This window comes from Elizabethkingia occulta (genome assembly GCF_002023715.1).
Lineage (GTDB): Bacteria > Bacteroidota > Bacteroidia > Flavobacteriales > Weeksellaceae > Elizabethkingia > Elizabethkingia occulta.
Genome location: NZ_MAHX01000013.1, coordinates 113,253 through 135,233 on the forward strand (window position 1 = coordinate 113,253; position 21,981 = coordinate 135,233).

General features: G+C 35.3%; 21 protein-coding genes. 13 read left to right on the forward strand and 8 right to left on the reverse strand.

The annotated features are described in order from the left end of the window. Nucleotides 1-94: 94 nt before the first annotated feature. Nucleotides 95-2,335, reverse strand: a complete 2,241-nt coding sequence (locus tag BAZ10_RS06920; protein WP_078771447.1) for a TonB-dependent siderophore receptor — start codon at nt 2,333-2,335, stop codon at nt 95-97. A gap of 218 nt (nt 2,336-2,553) precedes the next feature. Between BAZ10_RS06920 and BAZ10_RS06925 the strand changes: the two genes are divergently transcribed. Together BAZ10_RS06925 and BAZ10_RS06930 are read left to right on the forward strand one after the other, a co-directional pair. Further along, the gene (locus tag BAZ10_RS06925) at nt 2,554-3,609 is read left to right on the forward strand and encodes a Gfo/Idh/MocA family oxidoreductase (protein ID WP_078771448.1); all 1,056 of its coding nucleotides are present in this window, start codon (nt 2,554-2,556) and stop codon (nt 3,607-3,609) included. Between the two features lie 75 nt (nt 3,610-3,684). Beyond that, nucleotides 3,685-4,830 carry a pepsin/retropepsin-like aspartic protease family protein gene (locus BAZ10_RS06930; RefSeq protein ID WP_078771449.1) on the forward strand — a complete coding sequence of 382 codons (1,146 nt, stop codon included), beginning with the start codon at nt 3,685-3,687 and terminating at the stop codon, nt 4,828-4,830. 69 nt (nt 4,831-4,899) lie between these two features. On the opposite strand, the gene deoD is transcribed toward BAZ10_RS06930, so the two are convergent. Both deoD and BAZ10_RS06940 read right to left on the reverse strand, forming a co-directional pair. Beyond that, the gene (deoD, locus tag BAZ10_RS06935) at nt 4,900-5,607 is read right to left on the reverse strand and encodes a purine-nucleoside phosphorylase (protein ID WP_078771450.1); all 708 of its coding nucleotides are present in this window, start codon (nt 5,605-5,607) and stop codon (nt 4,900-4,902) included. A 58-nt stretch (nt 5,608-5,665) separates the two neighbouring features. Beyond that, nucleotides 5,666-7,561, reverse strand: a complete 1,896-nt coding sequence (locus BAZ10_RS06940) for an ABC-F family ATP-binding cassette domain-containing protein (protein WP_078771451.1) — start codon at nt 7,559-7,561, stop codon at nt 5,666-5,668. Nucleotides 7,562-7,698: 137 nt separating this feature from the next. On the opposite strand from BAZ10_RS06940, the gene BAZ10_RS06945 reads away from it, so the two are divergent. Next, nucleotides 7,699-8,853, forward strand: a complete 1,155-nt coding sequence (locus BAZ10_RS06945) for a TlpA family protein disulfide reductase (RefSeq protein ID WP_078771452.1) — start codon at nt 7,699-7,701, stop codon at nt 8,851-8,853. Beyond that, nucleotides 8,853-9,368: a 5' nucleotidase, NT5C type gene (locus tag BAZ10_RS06950; protein WP_078771453.1), complete on the forward strand. Its 516-nt coding sequence runs from the start codon at nt 8,853-8,855 to the stop codon at nt 9,366-9,368. The genes BAZ10_RS06945 and BAZ10_RS06950 overlap by 1 nt, the downstream gene beginning before the upstream one ends. Nucleotides 9,369-9,447: 79 nt before the next feature. On the opposite strand, the gene BAZ10_RS06955 is transcribed toward BAZ10_RS06950, so the two are convergent. Continuing rightward, complete coding sequence (locus BAZ10_RS06955; protein WP_078771835.1) at nt 9,448-10,305, reverse strand: GH25 family lysozyme; 858 nt, start codon at nt 10,303-10,305, stop codon at nt 9,448-9,450. 122 nt (nt 10,306-10,427) lie between these two features. Here BAZ10_RS06955 and BAZ10_RS06960 point away from each other — a divergent pair, with 122 nt between their 5' ends. From BAZ10_RS06960 to deoC, 5 genes are read left to right on the forward strand one after another with little or no spacing between them, the layout of a single operon-like run. Then, nucleotides 10,428-11,681, forward strand: a complete 1,254-nt coding sequence (locus tag BAZ10_RS06960; protein WP_078771454.1) for an NAD(P)/FAD-dependent oxidoreductase — start codon at nt 10,428-10,430, stop codon at nt 11,679-11,681. Next, nucleotides 11,678-12,355: a tRNA (guanosine(37)-N1)-methyltransferase TrmD gene (trmD, locus tag BAZ10_RS06965; protein ID WP_078771455.1), complete on the forward strand. Its 678-nt coding sequence runs from the start codon at nt 11,678-11,680 to the stop codon at nt 12,353-12,355. Before BAZ10_RS06960 ends, trmD begins: the two co-directional genes overlap by 4 nt. Nucleotides 12,356-12,365: 10 nt before the next feature. Continuing rightward, nucleotides 12,366-13,346 (forward strand): endonuclease/exonuclease/phosphatase family protein, encoded by a 981-nt coding sequence (locus BAZ10_RS06970; RefSeq protein ID WP_078771456.1) that lies wholly within the window; start codon nt 12,366-12,368, stop codon nt 13,344-13,346. Next, on the forward strand, nt 13,343-13,813 hold the full coding sequence (locus tag BAZ10_RS06975) for an Lrp/AsnC family transcriptional regulator (protein WP_009087955.1): 471 nt from the start codon (nt 13,343-13,345) through the stop codon (nt 13,811-13,813). The genes BAZ10_RS06970 and BAZ10_RS06975 overlap by 4 nt, the downstream gene beginning before the upstream one ends. A gap of 7 nt (nt 13,814-13,820) precedes the next feature. Continuing rightward, on the forward strand, nt 13,821-14,564 hold the full coding sequence (deoC, locus tag BAZ10_RS06980) for a deoxyribose-phosphate aldolase (RefSeq protein ID WP_078771457.1): 744 nt from the start codon (nt 13,821-13,823) through the stop codon (nt 14,562-14,564). A gap of 43 nt (nt 14,565-14,607) precedes the next feature. On the opposite strand, the gene BAZ10_RS06985 is transcribed toward deoC, so the two are convergent. Beyond that, nucleotides 14,608-14,967: a T9SS sorting signal type C domain-containing protein gene (locus BAZ10_RS06985; RefSeq protein WP_078771458.1), complete on the reverse strand. Its 360-nt coding sequence runs from the start codon at nt 14,965-14,967 to the stop codon at nt 14,608-14,610. A gap of 104 nt (nt 14,968-15,071) precedes the next feature. On the opposite strand from BAZ10_RS06985, the gene hemB reads away from it, so the two are divergent. Beyond that, a complete protein-coding gene (gene hemB, locus BAZ10_RS06990) occupies nt 15,072-16,061 on the forward strand; it encodes a porphobilinogen synthase (RefSeq protein ID WP_078771459.1) in 990 nt (329 codons plus the stop codon). A gap of 51 nt (nt 16,062-16,112) precedes the next feature. Here hemB and murB read toward each other — a convergent pair whose 3' ends face one another. Genes murB through BAZ10_RS07005 form a run of 3 tightly spaced genes read right to left on the reverse strand, consistent with a single transcriptional unit; the run spans nt 16,113 to nt 18,823 of the window. After that, nucleotides 16,113-17,132 carry a UDP-N-acetylmuramate dehydrogenase gene (gene murB / locus BAZ10_RS06995; RefSeq protein ID WP_078771460.1) on the reverse strand — a complete coding sequence of 340 codons (1,020 nt, stop codon included), beginning with the start codon at nt 17,130-17,132 and terminating at the stop codon, nt 16,113-16,115. Further along, complete coding sequence (locus BAZ10_RS07000; protein WP_078771461.1) at nt 17,132-17,611, reverse strand: hypothetical protein; 480 nt, start codon at nt 17,609-17,611, stop codon at nt 17,132-17,134. Before BAZ10_RS07000 ends, murB begins: the two co-directional genes overlap by 1 nt. Before the next feature lie 18 nt (nt 17,612-17,629). Further along, nucleotides 17,630-18,823, reverse strand: coding sequence for a pyridoxal phosphate-dependent aminotransferase (locus BAZ10_RS07005; protein WP_078771462.1), 1,194 nt, complete (start codon nt 18,821-18,823; stop codon nt 17,630-17,632). Nucleotides 18,824-18,928: 105 nt separating this feature from the next. Between BAZ10_RS07005 and BAZ10_RS07010 the strand changes: the two genes are divergently transcribed. Genes BAZ10_RS07010 through BAZ10_RS07020 form a run of 3 tightly spaced genes read left to right on the forward strand, consistent with a single transcriptional unit; the run spans nt 18,929 to nt 21,947 of the window. Continuing rightward, nucleotides 18,929-19,375 carry a DUF1801 domain-containing protein gene (locus BAZ10_RS07010; protein WP_078771463.1) on the forward strand — a complete coding sequence of 149 codons (447 nt, stop codon included), beginning with the start codon at nt 18,929-18,931 and terminating at the stop codon, nt 19,373-19,375. Between the two features lie 19 nt (nt 19,376-19,394). Beyond that, nucleotides 19,395-19,949: a LemA family protein gene (locus tag BAZ10_RS07015; protein WP_059156916.1), complete on the forward strand. Its 555-nt coding sequence runs from the start codon at nt 19,395-19,397 to the stop codon at nt 19,947-19,949. A gap of 3 nt (nt 19,950-19,952) precedes the next feature. Continuing rightward, nucleotides 19,953-21,947: a DUF2207 domain-containing protein gene (locus tag BAZ10_RS07020; protein WP_078771464.1), complete on the forward strand. Its 1,995-nt coding sequence runs from the start codon at nt 19,953-19,955 to the stop codon at nt 21,945-21,947. The last annotated feature ends 34 nt before the right edge of the window (nt 21,948-21,981 follow it).

Sequence of the window (21,981 nt, forward strand, 5' to 3'; positions counted from 1 at the left end):
ATTTTCAATAAAATGGGTTTGGCATTATAAACAGAAAAGCAGCAAATTCTAAATTTGCTGCTTATTATAACTGAATAGAATCAGGATGTTTTTCCTAGAGTCTGTATGTTAAAGTAAAGTAATAATTTCTCGGTGCAATAGGGTTTACAGAGTAGTTTTCATGTACATTGTAATTGACCGTATCAAATAAATTGTTAACCTTCGCCTGAATAGAAAACTTCTTCCAGTCGTATCCTACAGAAAGTGCAAAAGTTGTATAATCTTTTAGCGTAAAAATTCTGGATACTCCGTTTCTGGTGTTGTTGGTTGCTTTCGTATCATTCCATCCGGCAAGTCTGTCTCCTATATAATATAAGCTTGCTCCTACTTTAAGCCCTTTGATATATTTTGGTAATGTATAGAAAGCTGAAAAGTTAGCTGTTGTAGCCGGAGTTCTTACAATTCTCTGATTTTCTACATAACCAAAAGTATCCGGAGTATCTAAATAAACAGAGTTGTTATAAGAGATTCCTCCTATTAATGAAAGATTTTTTGTCGGGTTTCCTGTAATGTCTAACTCTACACCACGGCTGCGCATTTTCCCGGCAAATTCCTTCATGTTTGGGTCACTGTTTGGTTGTCCTCCAGCAGTAAGTTCTGCCGTCTGATAATAATTTTTATACAGAATTTGATAAGCGGAAAGATTAACCGCTATTGCATTGTTCCACAAATTCTTTTTTACACCCACTTCATACTGATCGATAGTAGTAGGCTTTAGTGTAGATCTGTTAATGTCGTAGCCGGTATTTGCTGAGAAAGAATTGGTATATGTTGCAAATAATGACAGGTTATCATTTGGCATATATACTAGTCCTACTTTTGGAGATAGTGCCTGATCTGAAGTTGAAGAATTATCTACTAATTTTTTGGAATTCGTTCTGAAATTAGTATTTATGGTTGGCATATTTTGGATGTAAGACCAACGTAAACCTGCCAAAACTTTAAATTCTTTTGTCAGACTGATAAAGTCCTGTACATATACTCCAACTCTTCTTGTTCTTATACGGTTTCTGTCCTGTGTTGCAGAAGCAGGAATGCTTCCACTGCTCCAGGTAGAAGCATCATCTAAGTATAGTGCTTCATTACCCCCGCTTGTTCCATAAATATAACCAGTACCATAGGTTTTATTATTGGAAGGGTTAAAATAAGTATAAGAATCTGCCGAACCGTAATCACTGTCTGCACCAATTAGAACTTTATGATTAATTTTTCCGGTGTTAAATTCCCCATTTAGATTTGCCTGAAAAGAAGTATAATTCTGTTCGTTATATGTTTTGTTCAGAGGTCTTTTCCAGTTAAGTCTGTTATTTTTATCATATTCCCACTGTACTCTTTCAGTAGAGAAGTAATCTTTTGTGTAATTCTGATAAGAAGTAATAACGTTTAGAGACCAGTTGTTACTAATCTGGTGATTGAATGTTATATTAGTTGAAGTCTGCCTTACGTCTTGATATTGCCAGTTTGCTCCAAGAAAAGCATTTCTTGAAAGCAGATTGTTCATAGAGTAGCTACCATCTTTGTTGGTAATAGCTCCAATACCGAAATCGGGAGTGAAATTATTGATCAAGTAATCACCCTCTACAATCAACTGAGATTTTTTCCCGATGTTGAAAAGTAAAGACGGATTGAAATAGATTTTTTCTGAAGAAACCCCGTCTCTGAAGCTGTCAGCTGTTTCATAAGCTGCATTTAATCTAAAAGCCGCACTTTTGGAGATGGGACCATAAACATCAAAAGTTGGTTTATAAGTATTCCAGCTTCCGCCATTCAGGCTAAAGCTCCCACCAGTTTGAAATCTTGGCTTCTTGGTAACCATGTTAATGACCCCGCCGGCAGCAGTATTTCCGTATAGCATCGCATTAGCTCCCTTCAAAACTTCTACACGCTCCAATCCGCTTACTTCAGGGAATACACCACTATTTATTCTGGCTCCGTTTTTATAAATATTATCGTTTCCAAGGCTGAAACCTCTTCCTCCAAAACTATCCTGAGAATTTCCCCTGGATGATGTTACATAGATTCCGTTTACATTTTGCAGCACATCACTTAATTGCTTTGCCTGCTGCTGTTCTATGATTTCATGAGTGACAATGGCAATTGGTTGTGGAGTTTCCATTACCGTAAGGTTAGATTTGGTAGATAATGGTTTCGCCTTATTAGGATTTCCTGTTTTATGGAGATTAATATCTTCTATCTGCTGAACTTTAATAGTGTCAGTCTTGATGAATTTTCCTTTCTGTGCATGAGCAAAAGTAGCGCACAATAGGAGTCCCAGAGCAATAGTGCTTTTATTCATAAGTTGTTGAGTTAAATCTATTTAGACTTATTTAAAATAATTTTGCAAAAGTAAAAATTTTTAGCATCAAAGCAATGTTTTATTTAGAATTATTAAAAAAAGAATGTTTTGTTTGTATTTATCTGATTTACAATGTTATATTTTTATTTATCGATAATTTTGAATCATTCAGTAATATCAGACAGTTGAATATGTAATATCTTTGATAAAAAATTGAAATGCAATTAGTAAAAGTTGGCCTATGTGCATTCGGAATGAGTGGGAAAGTATTTCATGCACCATTTCTGAAGGAGCATCCCGGATATTTTATGTCCGCAGTAGTAGAGAGATCTAAAAACGATTCAAAAGATAAATATCCTGATGCAATTATTTACCGTTCAGTAGAAGAAATGCTGGAGAATGCGGATATTGATATGGTGGTCGTAAATACACCTGTACAGACGCATTTTGAATACGCTAAAATGGCTTTAGAAGCGGGCAAAAATGTCGTTGTGGAAAAACCTTTTACAGTAAATACTTTCGAAGCCGAAGAGTTGGTAAAACTGGCAGAAGAAAAAGGATTGTTTCTGAGTGTTTATCAGAATCGTAGATTCGACAGGGACTTTCTGCAAGTGAAAAATATTATATCTGAAGGAAAACTGGGAAATATAAAAGAGACTGAGATACGTTTTGACAGATTCCGTACTACGGCAAGCGGAAAAGTACATAAAGAAAATCCGGACTTACCTGCATCCGGAGCGTTACATGATTTAGGAGCTCATCTTGTAGATCAGGCTATTCAGCTTTTTGGAGAACCCGAAAAATTATTTGCAGATGTTTTCTCAATGAAAGGGACTGAGTATGCCAACGATTATTTTGAGATTCTTTTGTACTATCCGAATAGTCTTAGAGTTCGTGTAAAAGCTTCTGTATTTACCAAAGAAGATCATTATGCTTACAAAATTCATGGAGATAAGGGTAGCTTTCTCCAGGAAAGAACAGATGACCAGGAAGCAGAATTGGTTGCTGGGGCTATTCCTGAATTTAACAAGGACTGGCAAAAACCTCTTAACGGAGATGACAGCATACTGAATTATCTGGATGAAAATGGTGATACAATTCGTATAACACAAAGTAGTAAAGCTGGTGATTATATGGATTATTATCAGGAAATATATGAACACGTTGTATTTGGTAATCCATTGCCATCTCCTGGTAAAGAGGTTATACAGAATATGAAACTTATTGATAAAGCTCTGGAAAGTGCAAAATCCGGACAGATAATTAATTTCTGATAAAAAAATATTATTTCTTATAGAAGTGAATTAAAAATGTTTCTATTTTTATGTCAATAAATTATTGTAGTAAAAATGAAACATTTTTTTTCTGTCTCATTACTTTTTGTGATGGTTCTATGCTTTTCCCAACAGAAATTAACCGTTGTTAAGGCAAACTCCAACAAAGCCAAAATCTATGAAGAAGATAATATGACATCTGGTTGGGGTATTAATCCAAAGGTAAAGCCCGATATTCATACGACAGGTAGAATTACAAAGTGCAAAAAGGTTGTATTCAAAACCGATATAGATTCTATAGTAGTAAACCTGAAGTCCGGAGAGAAAAAAGACTTTATCGTACTTTTAAATGGTAAAGATTCATGTTATACCAGAATTCAGGCACCGGAAGTAAAAAACTTTAGCAAAACAAAACCGGAAATTCATGATACAATTCCTTTTATCGTGAACAAGTATAATACTAACCTTGTCAAGACATTCTTTAACCATAAAGATTCTCTTACGTTCAATTTTGATACCGGAGCTACAGAAATGTCTGTTACAAGAGATGCGCTGAAAAACAGAATAAAATCTAATCCTCAGCTTTATAGTACACAGTACGATATACAAATCGGTAAAAGAACTTATAAAAGTGAGATCTACGATCATGAAATGGTAGGTCAGGAGGCAGATGGTTTATTGGGATGGAATATTTTCGATGGAATGCTGGTAGAATTGAATTATGATAAAGAGAAAATGATAGTACATTCTAAGATGCCTAAGAGTATATTGAAGGATAAAGGTTATTCAAAGTTTAAAATCTGGTATTTTAACAACAAACCTTTTATTGAATGTGATATGTGGGAGAATGGTGTTTGGTATAAAGAATGGTTTCTTTTTGATTTGGGGTATCAGCGATCTGTAATGTTGGATAATGATTTGCTGAAAGAGAAAAATTTCCCTGTGGAGAATATGAAGATTATAAAGAAAACAAGTCTGCGTGGGGTTAGTGGAAAAGAAATTCCTGTAATAACAGCTAATTTGCAAAAGATAAAGATTGGGAAGGCTGAACTAAAAAATATTCCAGCCCAGCTTCTGACAGCAAACAAACCTATGGGGTCTGCTAAAATTCATATCCTGGGAAATGATATGCTAAAGCGATTCAATACAGTACTTGATTTTCAAAATAACATAATTTACCTTAAACCAAATACTTTATTCAGCAAGGAGCTAATGAACTAAGGTAAAATCTGAGATAAAAAAAGCTGCATAACTCAGTTATGCAGCTTTTTTATTGTTAGTAACTATTGATTATAGTTTGATAGCTGTTTCTAAGGCTAATTCAATCATTGGCTTTAAAGCTCTTTCTCTTTCATTTGCAGAAATCTCCTCTCTTGTAGGGATAATGTCTGAAACTGTTAATATTGTTGCAGCATTTTTTCCTAAATGTTGAGCATTGGCAAATAAAGCAAATGCTTCCATTTCTACAGCAGAACAGTTATATTTCTCTGCAACAGCAGGAACAGAAGGGTTCTTGCGGTAGAAAATATCACTTGTGTGGATATTTGTATTTTTAGTAACGATAGACTGAGCAGTAGCTGTTTCGTTTATCATATCAAAAACTTTCCCCTGATGAGAGAGGATATCTCCTTCAATTTCCCATGCGTACTTAGCATAAGTACTTTCACTTGCTGCGTTTTCAACATTAAGAATATCGAAAAGTTTCAGATCTGTGTTGTAAGCACCACAAGTTCCGATTCGGATAATAGTATCTACATCATATTCAGTAAATAGTTCATAAGAGTAGATTCCGATGCTGGCACAACCCATTCCGCTGGCACCAACTGATATTGTTTTTCCTTTATATTCTCCGGTAAAGTAGAATATGTTTCGGGTTTTACTTACCAATCTTACGTTTTCTAAAAAATTCTCCGCAATATATTGCGCACGTAGCGGATCTCCCGGTTGTAATACAACTTTTGCAATATCTCCTTTATTAGCACTAATGTGAACGCTCATAATTTTATTTTTTGAAAAGACAAATATAGTGACTTTGATCGTATTGGGCTAAACAGAACTAGTTCCCGGAAGCTTCCTGTAGCTCCAGCCAACGCAGTTCATAATTCTCTAATATTTCCGAAACTTTCTCTAAATCAGCGGATAAAACAGATATCTTTTCATAATCTGCTTCATTATTTAATTTATCTAATATGATATTTCTCTGCTTTTCCAGTTCAGGCATTTCTTTTTCTATCGTTTCCAGTTCACGCTGCTCTTTAAAAGAAAGTTTCTTTTTGGAAGAAGTCTGGTTGTTGATAACAGGCTTTGGTTCCTGAGGCTGTACTTCCGGAGTTTTGTAAGTTGTATCTTGTTTTTTATCCTGATTCTTTTTCCATTCTCTGTATTCAGAGAAATTACCAATAAAGTCTTTAATTTTTCCTTCACCCTCAAAAGCTAAAACATGATCCACAATTCTGTCCATAAAGTAACGGTCGTGGGATACGATAATTAAACTCCCTTGGAAGTTTAATAAAAAGTTTTCAAGAACAGTAAGTGTTGGTAAATCCAGATCGTTGGTAGGCTCATCAAAAATTAAGAAATTAGGATTCTGATAAAGCACATACATCAGGTGTAGTCTTCTTTTCTCTCCACCGGATAATTTAGATATTGGTGAATATTGGGTTTGATCATCGAACAAGAACAAACGTAAAAACTGAGATGCAGAAATTGTCCGGCCATTGGCAAGTGGGAAATTTTCGGATATTTCTTTAATAAAATCTATAACCCTCTCATCTTCCTTGTATTTTAAACCTTTCTGGGAGAAGTAACCGAATTTTATAGTTTCGCCAGTTTCTATTTCACCAGAATCTTTGGGCTCTAATTCCTGAATAATATTAAGTAACGTAGATTTTCCGGCACCATTCTTTCCGATAATCCCAACCTTTTCTCCACGTTGGAACTGGTAACTAAAATCTTTAAGTAAAACTTTGTCTCCGTAGCTCTTATTGATATCTCTTAGTTCAAGAATCTTTTTTCCCAAACGTTTCATATCAAAATCAAGCTCCAAAGCTTGTTTTCTGGTGTCTGTTTTTGCTACTTTTTCAGTTTCATAAAAAGAATCAATTCTGCTTTTGGACTTTGTCGTACGAGCCTTAGGCTGACGGCGCATCCATTCCAGTTCTTTTCTGTATAAGTTATTGGCCTTATCAATAGTTGCTTCCAGATTGTCTTCGCGGATCATTTTATTTTCCAGATAAGTAGCATATGAACCATTGTGAAGATATAATGCCTGATCTTCCATTTCCCAAATGGTATCGCATACACTATCCAGGAAGTAACGGTCGTGGGTTACCAAAAGTAAAGTGATTTTGGCTTTACTCAGATAATTTTCCAGCCATTCTACCATATCGACATCCAGATGGTTGGTAGGTTCATCCATTATAAGGAGAGTGTGGCGGTGCTCTGCACGGGTTTCCGTAAGCAGCTTGGCAAGTGCAACTCTTTTAATCTGTCCTCCGGATAATGTTCCCATTTTAGCATCCAGATCTGTAATCTTTAGCTGAGAAAGAATTTGTTTCATTTCGTTCTCCAGATCCCATGCTTTATGGGCTTCCATTTCAGCAAGTGCTTTTTCTATAAAATCATGATCAGTGGAATGAAGTGAAGCATGGTAATTTTTAAGAGCCATAATTGGCGCAGAATCCAGCGTCATCATAAACTCTTCTATAGTCAGATCAGATTCAAAGTCTATTTCCTGATCAAATAAGACTACCTGAATGTCTTTGTTGATAACTACATTTCCGCTGTCGGCAATTTCTTTTCCCATCAGGATTTTCAGTAATGTAGATTTTCCGCTTCCGTTTTTAGCAACAATAGCAATTTTATCCCCTTCATTGACGTTGAAAGAAATATTTTTGAATAAAACTTTAATCCCGTAAGATTTGGTAAGATTTTCTGCGGTAACGTAATTCATTCCTGATTCTAAATTTGAACTGCGAAAATACAAAAAATAGAAAGGTTCCCACGAACAGAATATTTTAACAGATATTTCTTGTATCACCTATATTTCTTTGTGAAAATTTTTCAATATTTGTTGAAATATTTAAATAAATGAAGTTTCTCAATTCTTTCTTTCTTGTGATCTTGGGAATTTATGCTCAGGCACAAACATTTGATCTCAATACAACTTTTTATCAGAAAGATGGTAAAAAGATTAGCCTGGCCAGTGGAGTTCCGAGTGAAAAATACTTTAATGGTAATTTTACAATAAGTAATGACAAGGTAAAAAATCAGAAAATTCTTTTCAAAGTAAAGAGTGCAAAAGATAAAATGATATATCCTTTTAATTTTCTTATTAACAGAAAGGATGGGTTTTATTTTTCAGAAGATTTTTATCTGGATTCCCGTGCTCAGTTTTTAACCATGGGAAATCCAAAGGATTCAACTAACTATGATGTTAAATATGCTAATGAAAACAGTTTTGTTGCTAAAGAAGTGGAGAAGTATAAAATGTTTTATAAAGATTTGCGTACCAGAAACGATTCATTGAGAGCAGAACAAAAATTAATATTTGAGAAGTATGACAGCTATGATAAAATACCTGAAGATTTTATCCGAAGATCTGAAAAGATTAGCGCTGAGATAGAAGAACAGGAGAAATTACGGCTGTTGGAGTTTATTAAAAAGAACCCCAAATCATTTGTAGGATTCTGGCAATTGGTTAAGGATTTTCAAAGTAAAGGTTATAAACCTATCTTCGAAGAAATGTACAACCATCTTTCTTCAAGTTTAAAAGAAACCTATTCAGGTAAGGCTTTAGGTAAAGGGATTTACTCGGCAAAGATTCTTGCTATAGGTCAGAAATTTCCGGATCCCAAAGTCACTTCAATCGATCAGAAGCCAGTAATCTTTAAAATGCCGGAAGCCAAGGTTATCCTGGTAGATTTTTGGTTTAGCCATTGTAAGCCTTGTAGAGAAGAAATACCTAAATTAGTGGAGCTTTATGGAAAATATAAGAGTAAAGGATTTGAAATTGTAAGTATTGCTACAGACATTATAAAGGCTCTTCCGCATTTGCAGAAAACTGTAAAAGAAGATTTTAATATGACTTGGGCCAATTATCTGGATGAGAACAGAAAACAGTCGGATGAATGGGTTGTAACTTACTTTCCAAGTAAATTTTTATTAGACAGTAATGGGATTATCGTTCAAAAGGATATTTCAGTAGAGGATCTGGAAAAATTATTAGCAGAAAAATTAAAATAATGAAGAAACGAGTTTTAGTAGATATGGACGGAGTACTGGCAGATGTGTATCACCAGTTTATAAAATATGAAGAAAGAGATTCCGGTATCAGGAAAGAGATAGAAGATTCAAAAGGGCTTGATGAAACAATTGCTTTTCCCAATGTTGATAAACATTTGCATGAGCCTGGTTTTTTTAGAAATCTGCAGGTAATGGAAGATAGTATAGAAGTAATTGAATATCTTAATTCTAAATACGAAGTTTTCATTTTATCTGCGGCGATGGAGTTTCCCAACAGTTTACGGGAGAAATATGACTGGCTCGCAGAGCACTTTCCGTTTATTACATGGGAGCAAATTATATTCTGCGGGAGTAAGAAAGCGGTAACTGGAGATTATATGATTGATGATTATCCAAAGAATTTAGATACTTTCCAGGGAGAGAAATTACTTTTCACACAACCACATAATCAGTATGTGGATAATTCTGATTATAGAAGAATAGGTTCCTGGAAAGAAATACGGACTATTTTGTAACAATTTGTTATTTTGAATAATATGGAAAATAAAAGTGAAGCTATTCAGCTTCACTTTTTTCTTTTATAAATCGATTATCTTAATCTAATGTAAGACCTTTTAGTTGCCACATATTTCCATTGAATACATTAACATCTACTTTGGTATTGATACCATTCACGATACCTTTTTCTGTAAACTGCCAGAACCTCCATTCTGCCTTATCAGATGGAACATCTACATCATTGTAATTGGCCAACCAAAGAGGATAGTCTTTAAAATCGTCCTGAAGATAATCTCTGTAAAAATAATAGTAAGTGTATATAATAGGTTTTTCACCATAGGCCTCCTCTACAATTTTCAGCCAAACTTTTAGATCGCTTCTGAATTCTTCAAGGCTCTTATTCCGGGGGATTTTTTCAATATCCAGAACAGGACGCATATCTCCGGATTCTAATTTTACAGTTTCCAGAAAATTGTTAGCTTGTTGTACCGGATCTTCTTTTGGACGGTAAAAATGATAGGCACCGCGAATGAGCTCATTCTTTTGAGAAGTTTTCCAGTATTCATCAAAATGCTGGTCTTTGCCATCTTTGCCCATTGTGGCACGAAGGAGTATAAACCTTATATCTATTGATCCGTTGGCAATAGTCAGTTTTTTCCAGTTAATATCCTCTTTCCTCTGGTAATGGGAAATATCGATACCAAAAACTTTATCCGAGTAAAGCGAAACAATTCTGTTTATTCGCTCTTCTTCCGTTTTAGAGTTCTTTAGGGAATGTTTTTCTTTGCCTTTGAAATGCATGGCATAGTAAAAAATAACCTGATCTTTCATATAGAAACCAATCCCGATAAGAGACAGAAAAAGAATCACAAATAATACCCAAAGTTTCTTTCGGGCATCTGTACGCTTTTTCGCAATAGTTTTTCTTCGCTTTTGTGTTGCTTTTTTTGGCATAAATTCTGCTGCAAAACTATTAAAAGCTTTTTGTTTTTGGAAGTCTAAATAGTGAATTATTCTTAAAAACATCCTTTTTATTTTTGTAAATTTGATGCATATAAACAGTTTTTCCCCATACTATGAGTGAAAAAATCCTTATTATAGGTGGTGGCTTTGCAGGGCTTCGTCTTGCCAGAACGCTAAACCAGAAACGAGAAAAACGTATTACGGTGATTGATAAGGTAAATCATCATATGTTTCAGCCTTTATTCTATCAGGTTGCAAGCGGGCGTATAGAACCTTCTAACATTTCGTTTCCTTTCCGAAAGATATTTCAGAAATCGAAAAATATTCAGTTTAGAATGACTGATATCTTAAAGATTGTGCCTGAAGAAAATAAGGTGATTAGTGAAGATGCGGAATTCAAGTATGATAAACTGGTTATAGCGACCGGATGCAAAACTAATTTTTATGGAAATGAAGTTTTGGAAGGAAATGCATACGGAATGAAAAATACTCAGGAAGCAATTAGTATACGGAATCATGTGCTCATGACTTTTGAACGTCTGATTATTGAAAGACAGAGAAGTGATGATGGTGACTGGAATCTGGTTATTGTAGGTGGAGGACCTACAGGAGCTGAGCTTGCAGGTGCTTTTGCAGAAATGAAACGCGATGTACTGCCACGGGATTATCCTAAAATGAGCTTTAAAAATCTGAATATTATTCTTATTAATGCTACAGACAAGCCTCTGGCATCAATGAGTACGGAAGCACAGGATAAATCCGAAGAATATCTAAAGCAACTTGGAGTAATACTAATGAATAATACCCGGGTGGATGCTTATGATGGTGAAAATGTTACCCTTCATGACGGAACTGTTATCCCATCTAACAATGTTATCTGGGCTGCTGGAGTTACCGGAAACATTATAGAAGGTATTTCGCAGGAGCATATTATGCGGAATCGTTATATCGTGGATGAATATAATAAAGTAAAAGGATACGATAATATATATGCTATCGGAGATATTGCCTATATGGAAACAGCAGAATATCCACAGGGACATGCACAGCTGGCCAGTGTGGCAATCGCTCAGGGAGAGCATCTTGGCAAAAATTTTTTAAAAACAGCTGCATGGGAACCTTTTAAATATAAAGATAAAGGCTCTATGGCAACAATAGGAAAACACAGAGCTGTAGTAGATCTCCGGAATTTTAAATTTCAGGGAAGACTGGCCTGGTATTTCTGGATGTTTCTACATCTTATGCTTATCCTGAGTGTAAGAAATAAAATTGCCATTTTTTATAACTGGGCGTGGGCTTATATAAATAAAGATTCGTCTTTAAGACTTATTATCGTTCCGCACAAAAAGAATAATACTGAACAATGAGAATTGATATAATATCTGTTTTACCAGAATTAATGGAGAGTCCTTTTAAGGCATCAATCCTTAAAAGAGCAATGCAGAAGGAAATAGCGGAAGTACATTTTCATCATTTGAGAGAATGGGGATTTGGTAAACACCGCCAAATAGATGATGAGCCTTATGGAGGAGGGGCCGGAATGGTTATGATGGTAGAACCTATAGATAACTGTATTTTATCATTAAAAGCAGAAAGAAACTATGACGAAGTTATTTATCTGACACCAGATGGTGAAACACTGAATCAGAAAATAGCCAATACACTTTCCATCCAGAAAAATCTTATTTTTCTGTGTGGACATTATAAAGGAATAGATCAGAGAGTAAGAGAGCTGCATGTAACCAAAGAAATTTCTATCGGTGATTATGTGCTTACAGGCGGTGAACTTGCTGCATGTGTACTTGCAGATTCTGTTATTCGTCTCATTCCAGGGGTACTAAATGACGAGCAGTCGGCACTTACTGACAGCTTTCAGGATGACTTACTCTCCCCGCCAATTTATACAAGACCAGAAGAGTATAAAGGATTAAAAGTTCCTGATATTTTGCTTAGTGGTCATGCCCAGGCTATAGAAGATTGGAGATATGATGAAGCGGTAAGAATTACACAGGAAAAAAGACCCGATTTATTAAACAAGTAAAAAGCATAATTTGGAATTATCCTCTGCAGTTTCAGAACTGGTAATGTTTTACAATACTGAAAACTTTTTTTCTCCGCAGGAAGAGCGGTATCATCGGAATTATATTCCCAAATCTGGTTTAAAAAACTGGAATGAAGAACGTTATCAGAATAAAATATTTAAATTTTCCAGAACTTTTGAATATATTCGTGAAGAAATTGGACAATTTCCAATGCTTATAGGTCTTGCGGAAGTCGAAAATGATAAAGTACTTCAGCATATAACAGAGCAGGAGATCTTTGAAGGGAAATACAATTTTGTACATTATGATTCACTGGACGAGCGTGGTGTAGATACTGCACTATTATACGATAAAAGTAAACTTATACTGTTGCATTCTGAAGTCTATTCCGAAATATTTGATATTGAAGACGGACTGCCCAACACATTTGACACAACAAGGGATGTTCTGTATTGTCAGTTCCGGTATGGAGTTATAGAGCTTAATGTTTATGTACTGCATTTACCTTCCAAACGGGAAAAAGATGTAAATGCACCAAAACGTAAAATTATTCTGGATAAACTGAAAAAAAAGATACAGAATAAACTCTCCCAGAACCCTCAGGAAAATATTCTGGTGATGGGAGATTTTAATGAAAATCCTGGTGATGCGAATGTTCAGAGCTTTATACATTCCAGTGAAGGAAATGAAAAAATATTAGTAAATTCTTTTGAAGAATTATATAATAAAAAAAAATATTCTACGTTTCATAGAAGCGAAGGCCTATTATTTGATCAAATAATTTTATCGCCTTCATTTTTTAACTTAGAAAGTGATGTTAAGTTTATAAACGCTCAAGTTTTTAACTCCGAACATCTTAAAGAAAGAAGCTATCAATATCGGGGTCGCCCATTTAGGACATATGTAGGAACCCGTTATCTGGGAGGATATAGTGACCATTTTCCGGTGTTGGTAGCGCTAAAGTTGACAAAACAAATAGGAAATATATGAAAAATCTAGCAAGCGCAGGATATCATCTTGATGCTATTGACAAGGAAATTATCTACTTATTGATGGATAATGCCAAAACTTCTTTGGCTCACATTTCATCTCACGTTGGAATTTCCACAACAGCAGTACATCAGAGGATAAAAAAATTAGAACAGGCAGGTGTAATCGAAAATTCGATTTCTTTCCTGAATCCGAGAAAAGTAGGGTACAAAGTAACTTCTTATATGGGAGTATATCTTGATCAGCCTAGCCACTACAATGAAATTATCAAATCATTAGAACAAATTAATGAGGTTGTGGAAGCTCATTATACAACAGGAAACTATACTGTTTTCCTTAAAGTTCTTGCAAAAGACAATGACCATTTGATGGAGATCTTAAGCAAAATTCAAAAGCTTAAAGGTGTGATGAGAACTGAGACTTTCATATCTTTGGAGCAAAGTATTTCAAGACAGCTTAAAGTATAATAACGTAATGAAGAGCATAAAAGATTATTTAGATTCCACTTATCTTAAAACACCTCAACAATCTGGTCTTACAGAAGAGCAAACACGTGAAACTGTACATAACCTTACACAAGAAGCTATAGATCATAAGCTTTTTGCAGTAATGATTCGCCCTGAATATGTGAAAGAAACAAAAGAGTTCCTTCAGCAGCAGGCAGCATCTGTGGTAGTAGGAACTGTTATTGGTTTTCATGAAGGTACAGCATCGGTTGAGGAAAAAGTAGCGGAAGCCCAAAAGGCAATTGAAGACGGGGTAGATGAGCTGGATTTTGTAATCAATTATGAAGCTTACAAAAACGGAAATATTGATTTGGTACAGGAGGAAGTAATTACTTGCACCAGATTAGCATTAGAAAATGGTAAAATCGCAAAATGGATTATAGAAATTGCTGCATTAAGCAATGATCAGATTGCAGATATTACTAAAAAAATTGCTACATGGACAGAGGAAAACTTCTCTGAAAATGCAGATAAAGTTTTTGTGAAATCCTCTACAGGTTTCTATAAGACCGAAGACGGAAAGCCTAATGGTGCAACTGTAGAAGGTATCAGGATAATGTTGGAAAATGCAGGGAGATTGCCAGTGAAAGCTGCCGGTGGAGTGAGAACTCCGGAGGAAGCAGAGAAAATGGTAGAGATGGGGGTTCAGCGAATAGGAACATCTTCAGCTTTAGCATTAATCGGAGAAAATACTTCGAAAGGAGATTATTAGTATCCGTAAAGAATAAAAAAGCCGCTTCATAGAAGCGGCTTTTTTATTCTTTCACCAGCTGAATTACCTGATCAATATTGTTGCTTAGCGTATACTTTATAAGATACTTTCCTGGCTTCAGTTGCTCTGTTGGTAATTTTACCATATTCAGATTAATATCCTTTAGTTCTATCACTGGTTTACCTATTATAGCATATATGGTAACTGATTTTAACTTTGAATGAGAATCTTCGATCTGTAAATTTAATTCATGATTGCCTGTGGGGATAAGATTAACAGGAACACTTCTTTTTGAAGAATCACTTAGTGATGATGACTGTTGTTGCTCAGGATCACTATATGCCAGGTGTGGCACAAAGGATAAAACGGCAAACAAAAATAAATAAAATAAAAATGCTCTCAAATGTCATGTTTAATTATAACGAAATTAGAAAAAACAAATCATAAAATAATAGGTTTACGGCTTCGGTATAGTTAAATTTGTATTAAATTTTAAATAATTCATTCATGAATTTTAATAGAAACAGAAGACTGCGTACAAGTCAGTCTGTTAGAGATTTAGTGCGTGAAACTACACTAACTACAAACGATTTTGTACTTCCTATTTTTGTAATGGAAGGTAGCGGAAAGAAAGAACCTATAGCTTCTATGCCTGGTGTGTTCAGGCACTCTTTAGACCTTTTAAAAGAAGAGATAAAAGATCTTTATAAGCATGGTATAAAAGCGGTTAATGTTTACGTTAAAGTAAGCGATAACCTTAAAGATAATACAGGAAAAGAATCGTGGAATCCGAATGGGTTAATGCAGGCTGCTATTAAACTTATTAAAGATACTGAGCCTAACATGATTGTTATGCCGGATGTTGCTCTGGATCCATATTCAGTTTATGGTCACGACGGAATTATAGAAAGAGGAGAGGTTATTAATGATGCTACGGTAGATGCGTTAGTAAGAATGAGTCTTTCTCATGCTGAAGCAGGTGCTGATTTTGTAGCTCCGTCCGATATGATGGATGGGCGCACTTTTGCAATACGTCAGGCTTTTGAAGAAAATGGATTTACTAATGTAGGTATTATCTCTTACGCTGCTAAATATGCAAGTGCTTTTTACGGACCGTTTAGAAGTGCTTTGGATAGCGCACCTGTAGATAATCAGGAAATTCCGAAGGATAAGAAAACTTATCAGATGGATTTTGCAAACTCTCGTGAGGCTATCCGTGAGGTTTTGGATGATGTGGATGAAGGTGCTGATATTATTATGATCAAGCCGGGAATGCCAAATCTGGATATTGTAGCAAAAGTAAGAGAGATTATTACTCAGCCAATTGCTGTATATCAGGTGAGTGGAGAGTATGCGATGTTAAAAGCTGCTTCTCAGAACGGATGGTTAGATAATGATAAAGTTATTTTGGAAAGTTTACACAGCATTAAGAGAGCTGGAGCAGATTTAATCTTCACATATTTTGCTAAAGAGGCTTCACTGCTTTTGAATAAATAGATCTGAGATTTTAAGATAAAAAAAGCTGTTTCATCCGAAACAGCTTTTTGTTTATAGGATGTTAACCTCTCTTTCTAGTTCTATTCCGAATTTTTCCTTTACGGAATTAATAATCTGTGATGAAAAATCGAATACTTCTTTTCCTGTAGCATTCCCTGTAGCATTAATAATAACCAAAGCCTGTAGCGAATGGCAGCCAACATTCTTAATTATTTTACCTTTCCAGCCGCATTGTTCAATTAACCAGCCAGCAGGTACCTTTACTTCATCTCCGTTAGGATAGTTAGGGATATTTTCAAATATTATTTTCAGACTGTTGAATTGTTCAGCCGGGATAACCGGGTTTTTGAAAAAACTTCCCGCATTTCCTGTTATAGCAGGATCCGGAAGCTTGCTCTGTCTTATAGCAATTACGGCATCCGAAATATCTTTTATAGTAATTGTAGTGATGTTATTCTTATCCAGTTCCTGCTGAATAGCTCCATAAGTTGCAGAAATTTTGTGTTCGCGGGTTGTAAGAAGGAAACTTACCTCCAGAATAATATAACGTCCTTTTGCCGTGCTTTTAAAAATAGAGTCGCGGTAACCAAAATGGCAGTCTTTCAGATTTAGTGTTTTTACGCTAAAATCTTCAGTGTCCAAAACTTTACAGGAATGGAAAGTATCTTTTATTTCAGTACCATAAGCACCGATATTCTGAATAGGTGATGTGCCTACATTACCCGGGATCAGGGAAAGATTCTCCAGCCCACCATAATTTTTAGAAATACAATGGAGAACAAACTGATGCCAGTTTTCACCTGCCTTTGCTGTAACCAGAATATGGTTTTCATCAGCTTTTTCTTCTGTAATTCCTTTCAGGCGCAAAGCAATGATCAGACCTTCATAATCCTTAGTTAAAAGCATATTACTTCCACCTCCGAGGATCAGATAGGGCATGTTTTTCTCTTTTGAAAAATGAAGCGCTTCTTTTAATTCTTCAATGCTATGTACTTCAATGAAAAATAAAGCTTCGGCTTCAACCTGAAATGTGTTGTATTGTTTTAATGAAAAGTTTTCCTGTAACTGCATTATTTTTTTTGGATTAATTCCTCTAGCTGCGAATATACTACTTCCAGAGATTTGTAATTATCTGTGTCCTTTTTTCCATTAATAACACGATAAGTACGGGTGGAAGTTTTTATTTCCCATATGTCATCTATTCCGTCAAAAGGCTGATAACTTGGACCGTTTTTAATTTTTGATACTGAGGATAGATCAATTTCCGAAATTAGTTTATTCCATTCTGAGGGTGTAATTGCTCTTTTGTGAGATTTATTCAGATGGTCATTATCAGCTTGTCTCTGTATAGATGAAACAGAATCTTTATTTACCCGGATATTTCTGAAATAGCCTAAATTACCACCTTCAGTTGTAACATTTATAGATTCTATTTTCTCAGAAGGGATTGCTATATTTTTTGAAGTTTTTTCTTCCTTACATGAAAAAAATATCAGCAATAATGCCGTTAATAATATGGTTTTCCATTTATAAAGCCTTATTGCTGACATCTTAAAGTTTTATTTAAATTAGTCTTTGTAAACCTGAAGAGCATTTCTAAGAACCTCAACAGATTTTCTAAGATCTTCTTCTTTTAGCACGTATGCCATTCTTACCTGCTTTTTACCTAATGCAGGATCAGAATAGAATCCTCCGGCAGGAGCAACCATAATGGTTTCACCATTGAAGTTATAAGATTCCAGTAACCATTGTGCAAAATCGTCAGTATCCTTCACTGGAAGTTCCACCATACAATAGAAAGCTCCTTTAGGGTTAGGACAGATAACACCAGGGATACTGTTTAACAAATCAACTAAAAGGTTTCTACGTTTTGTGTATTCTTCACGAACTGAACGGATATATGCATCGTCATCAACGTGTGCAGCAGCAGCAATAATCTGACCGATAAGCACCGGGCTAAGCCTTGCCTGTGCAAATTTCATTGCCGCATCTAAAATCTTTTGTGAACGGGTAACCATGAAACCAATTCTTACACCACACATGCTGTAACGCTTGGATTCCGAATCGATAACGATACAGTTGTCTGCAAGTTCAGGGAAAGCAAGCATAGATATCTGGCTTTTTCCGTCGTATACATATTCACGATAAACTTCATCGGAGATAACTACAATATCATGTTTTAATGCAATTTCAGCAAGTTTAGCAAGCTCTTCTCTTGTATAGAGATATCCGGTAGGGTTACCAGGGTTACATATAAGAATAGCTTTGGTTTTATCAGTAATTTTCTTTTCAAATTCTTCAATAGGAGGCAATGCAAAACCTGTATCGATAGATGATGGGATAGATTTTACCACTACTCCTAATGCATTGGAAAATCCGTTATAATTTGCGTAATAAGGTTCAGGTACAATAATCTCATCATCCTGATCACAAAGTACTGAAATTGCAAAATTTAACGCTTCGGATCCACCATTGGTAACAATAAAGTTTTTAGGTGTAATGTCTGCAAAACCGATTTTATTATAATATTTTGCTAATTGTTCACGGTATTCAATATTTCCTTCGGAAAGAGAATATTCCAGAACTCTTAAATGAATATCTTTTAGAGCATCCAGCGCAGATTGAGGCGTTTCAATATCCGGTTGTCCAATATTAAGGTGATAAACTTTTATTCCTTTTTGCTTGGCCGCAATAGAGAAAGGAACTAATTTTCTGATTGGTGAAGCCGGCATATGTTCGGCTCTGTTCGATATTTTTGGCATTTCTAAGATTTATTTTTCGAGTAACAAATTTACTAAATTTTAGAGGAAAAACTTTTCATTGTTCAACGAAATAAATTTGTTTATTTTTAAGAAAAATAAATGATGATGAGTAACCTGATACAAACATATCTGGAAAAAGTCCCTGATGAGAGAAAAATAGCTTTTCATAAATTGTTCAATGCAATTCATGATAATCTGCCTAAGGGGTTTGAGTTAACTGAAGCTTACGGAATGCTTACATGGGTTGTGCCTTTGTCTAAATATCCTGCAGGTTACCATTGTGCTCCCGGTACCCCGCTCCCTTTTTTGAGCCTGGCCAGTCAGAAAAATTTTCTGGCATTTTATCATATGGGTATATATGCCGATAAAGACCTGTTGGAATGGTTTCAGGAAAGTTATACTCAACATGCAAAATATAAACTGGATATGGGGAAAAGTTGTGTTCGGTTCAAAAAAATGGATGATATTCCCTATGACATAATTGCTGAATTGAGCGCTAAAATATCACCGGAAATATGGATTGAAAAATATGAAACTGTTTTTAAAAAATAATTAAACTAAAAATAATCTTATGATTGCACTTATTGTTGTTATTGCACTTGTTGCTATCGTTTTGTTGTATGGAGTTTCTGTGTACAATAAGCTTGTTAAATTCAGAAATTTGGTTCAGGAAGCCTGGAGTAGTATTGATGTAATGCTGAAAAAGCGATATGATCTTATTCCAAATTTGGTAGAAACTGTAAAAGGATATGCTACACACGAAAGAGAAACATTAGATAGTGTAACGCAGGCGAGAACTATGGCGAAAAATGCTGGTTCTGTACAGGAGAAAGAAGCTGCTGAGAAAAATCTTAATCAGGCTATGATGAATTTATTTGCTGTGGCCGAACAATATCCGGATCTGAAGGCTAATACCAATTTTCAGCAACTGCAAAATGAACTTTCTTCTCTGGAAAGTGATATCGAAAAATCCAGAAGATATTACAATGGTACCGCGCGGGAGAATAATACACTTGTAGAATCCTTCCCAAGCAATATTATTGCTAACATGTATAAATTTGAAAAAGCACCTTTCTTCGAGTTACAGAATACCGCTGAAAGAGAAGTTCCTTCTGTAAAATTTTAAAAATTGAAGCGGTTATTTATATTTGTATTATTCTCTTTTTTTCTGCTTTTTAAAGCCCAGGAACAGGCTACAGCTGCGGCTGCAGCCGCAAATGCAGATGCAGTAGGAGATAGTATAACAACAGAAAGTACAGAACCAACTGAAAGGATTTTATCTTTTCATTCAGATATTACAGTTCATAAAAATTCATCACTTACAGTTACCGAGACTATAGTTATCAACAGTCTTGGGTATAACTTTAAAAGAGGGATTTTCAGAACATTTCCCTCTGTGAGAAATCTGAACGGGAAGACGAAAAAAGTTAAGTTTAAAATTCTTTCCGTGAAGAAAGATGGTGTGAAGGAACATTATTCTACTACATATGAGAGTAGTCAAAAGACAATATATGTAGGGAATGAAGATACTTATTTGGATCCGGGAAAATATACTTATCAGATTACATATGAGACACCAGATCAGGTAGGATTCTTTCCTAAGTATGATGAGTTGTATTGGAATGTAAATGGTATGGCCTGGGATTTTCCTATAGACAAAATTTCGGCGACAGTTCACTTGCCTCAGGGAGCTAAAATATTACAAAATGCTTGTTACTCAGGAGTAGAGGGAAGTACGGCACAAAACTGTTCGTCAAAAATTATTTCTGATAATGAAATTGAATGGCAGGGTGGAAGCCTCTTAAGTCGGGAGAACTTGACTATTGCTGTTGGATTCCCTAAAGGAATTGTAATGCCACCACCACCGCCATCATTCTTAGAAAAATATGGTATCAGTATATTTCTGTTATTGGTATTTGGAGGTTTGTTGCTATATGGATATAATTCTTGGAAGAAGTATGGAGTAGATCCGGAAAAGCCTGTAGTTTATCCACAATTTAATGTGCCGGAAGATATGTCTCCTGCAGAATTAGGATATATACATCATGAAGGCTACAATACAAATTACCTTACGGCAGCACTTGTAAACCTTGCTATAAAGAAGTTTGTTGTAATAAAAGAAACTACAAAGAAATCCATTTTAGGATTGTCTTCCGGGAAAGAATACGAAATTACCAAGCTAAAGGAACCAAGTCCGAAATTGGCAAAAGAAGAGATTGGGCTGATGAACGATCTTTTTGGTAAGTCTTCTACAGTAACTTTGGATGGCAGCTATAGTAGTAAAATAGAAAAAGCTGTGGGTAACTTTACTCACAATATGACCTTTCAGTACAAAGCCTTTATTAAAGAAGGAAATAATGCCAATAAAGTTGTACTTCCGGCTATAGTTGTTTTTGCAGTTTTTATACTGACATTTATTGTAAGTAGTATTATTGGAGATTCCACAGAGCAATTGGTAATCGGAATGTTCGGACTAATCTTCGTTGTTATTTTCTTTGTGGTTACAATGGTTCTTATCTCTAAAATGGAAGGACTGAATAAAGGATGTATTGTAGCTTTTATTGCAATATTTTTTCTCCCGTTCTTTATAAGTTTTATTATATTTTTTATTAAAGGTAATTTTGATCAGAATACAAGATCCAGTTTTCTTTTTCTGATTGCTGGTATAGGTTTTCTTTTTGTTTACCGATACCTTATCAAAAGACCTTCTGAAGAAAAATTACGTAAACAGTCACTTATAGAAGGTTTTAAAATGTATATGGGTGCAGCGGAAAACGAGGTGATTAAGTTTCATAATCCTCCACAGATGACGCCGGCTATATTTGAAACCTATCTACCATACGCAATGGTATTGGGTGTGGATAAAATTTGGGGTGAAAAATTTCAGGATATGCTGCAGCAAATGTCTGTGGATTATACCAACGATTGGTATACCGGAAGTACGATTGGGTTTGCCGGTCTGGGACATACACTTAATTCCAGCTTAACCAACTCTATCTCCTCAGGCTCAACTCCACCTTCAAGTAGTAATTCATCAGGAAGCAGCTCTAGCTTTAGCAGTGGCTCCAGTGGTGGTGGATTCTCTGGCGGCGGCGGTGGCGGCGGTGGCGGTGGCGGCTGGTAGCTTCACGTACAAAAAAAGCATTCAGAATTTTCTG

What these genes read in the sequence shown, in the direction of transcription:
- BAZ10_RS06920 (WP_078771447.1), bottom strand. Translation starts at nt 2,335, where the DNA reads ATGAATAAAAGCACTATTGCTCTGGGACTCCTATTGTGCGCTACTTTT.
- BAZ10_RS06925 (WP_078771448.1), top strand. Translation starts at nt 2,554, where the DNA reads ATGCAATTAGTAAAAGTTGGCCTATGTGCATTCGGAATGAGTGGGAAA.
- BAZ10_RS06930 (WP_078771449.1), top strand. Translation starts at nt 3,685, where the DNA reads ATGAAACATTTTTTTTCTGTCTCATTACTTTTTGTGATGGTTCTATGC.
- deoD (WP_078771450.1), bottom strand. Translation starts at nt 5,607, where the DNA reads ATGAGCGTTCACATTAGTGCTAATAAAGGAGATATTGCAAAAGTTGTA.
- BAZ10_RS06940 (WP_078771451.1), bottom strand. Translation starts at nt 7,561, where the DNA reads ATGAATTACGTTACCGCAGAAAATCTTACCAAATCTTACGGGATTAAA.
- BAZ10_RS06945 (WP_078771452.1), top strand. Translation starts at nt 7,699, where the DNA reads ATGAAGTTTCTCAATTCTTTCTTTCTTGTGATCTTGGGAATTTATGCT.
- BAZ10_RS06950 (WP_078771453.1), top strand. Translation starts at nt 8,853, where the DNA reads ATGAAGAAACGAGTTTTAGTAGATATGGACGGAGTACTGGCAGATGTG.
- BAZ10_RS06955 (WP_078771835.1), bottom strand. Translation starts at nt 10,305, where the DNA reads ATGCCAAAAAAAGCAACACAAAAGCGAAGAAAAACTATTGCGAAAAAG.
- BAZ10_RS06960 (WP_078771454.1), top strand. Translation starts at nt 10,428, where the DNA reads ATGAGTGAAAAAATCCTTATTATAGGTGGTGGCTTTGCAGGGCTTCGT.
- trmD (WP_078771455.1), top strand. Translation starts at nt 11,678, where the DNA reads ATGAGAATTGATATAATATCTGTTTTACCAGAATTAATGGAGAGTCCT.
- BAZ10_RS06975 (WP_009087955.1), top strand. Translation starts at nt 13,343, where the DNA reads ATGAAAAATCTAGCAAGCGCAGGATATCATCTTGATGCTATTGACAAG.
- deoC (WP_078771457.1), top strand. Translation starts at nt 13,821, where the DNA reads ATGAAGAGCATAAAAGATTATTTAGATTCCACTTATCTTAAAACACCT.
- hemB (WP_078771459.1), top strand. Translation starts at nt 15,072, where the DNA reads ATGAATTTTAATAGAAACAGAAGACTGCGTACAAGTCAGTCTGTTAGA.
- murB (WP_078771460.1), bottom strand. Translation starts at nt 17,132, where the DNA reads ATGCAGTTACAGGAAAACTTTTCATTAAAACAATACAACACATTTCAG.
- BAZ10_RS07000 (WP_078771461.1), bottom strand. Translation starts at nt 17,611, where the DNA reads ATGTCAGCAATAAGGCTTTATAAATGGAAAACCATATTATTAACGGCA.
- BAZ10_RS07005 (WP_078771462.1), bottom strand. Translation starts at nt 18,823, where the DNA reads ATGCCAAAAATATCGAACAGAGCCGAACATATGCCGGCTTCACCAATC.
- BAZ10_RS07010 (WP_078771463.1), top strand. Translation starts at nt 18,929, where the DNA reads ATGAGTAACCTGATACAAACATATCTGGAAAAAGTCCCTGATGAGAGA.
- BAZ10_RS07015 (WP_059156916.1), top strand. Translation starts at nt 19,395, where the DNA reads ATGATTGCACTTATTGTTGTTATTGCACTTGTTGCTATCGTTTTGTTG.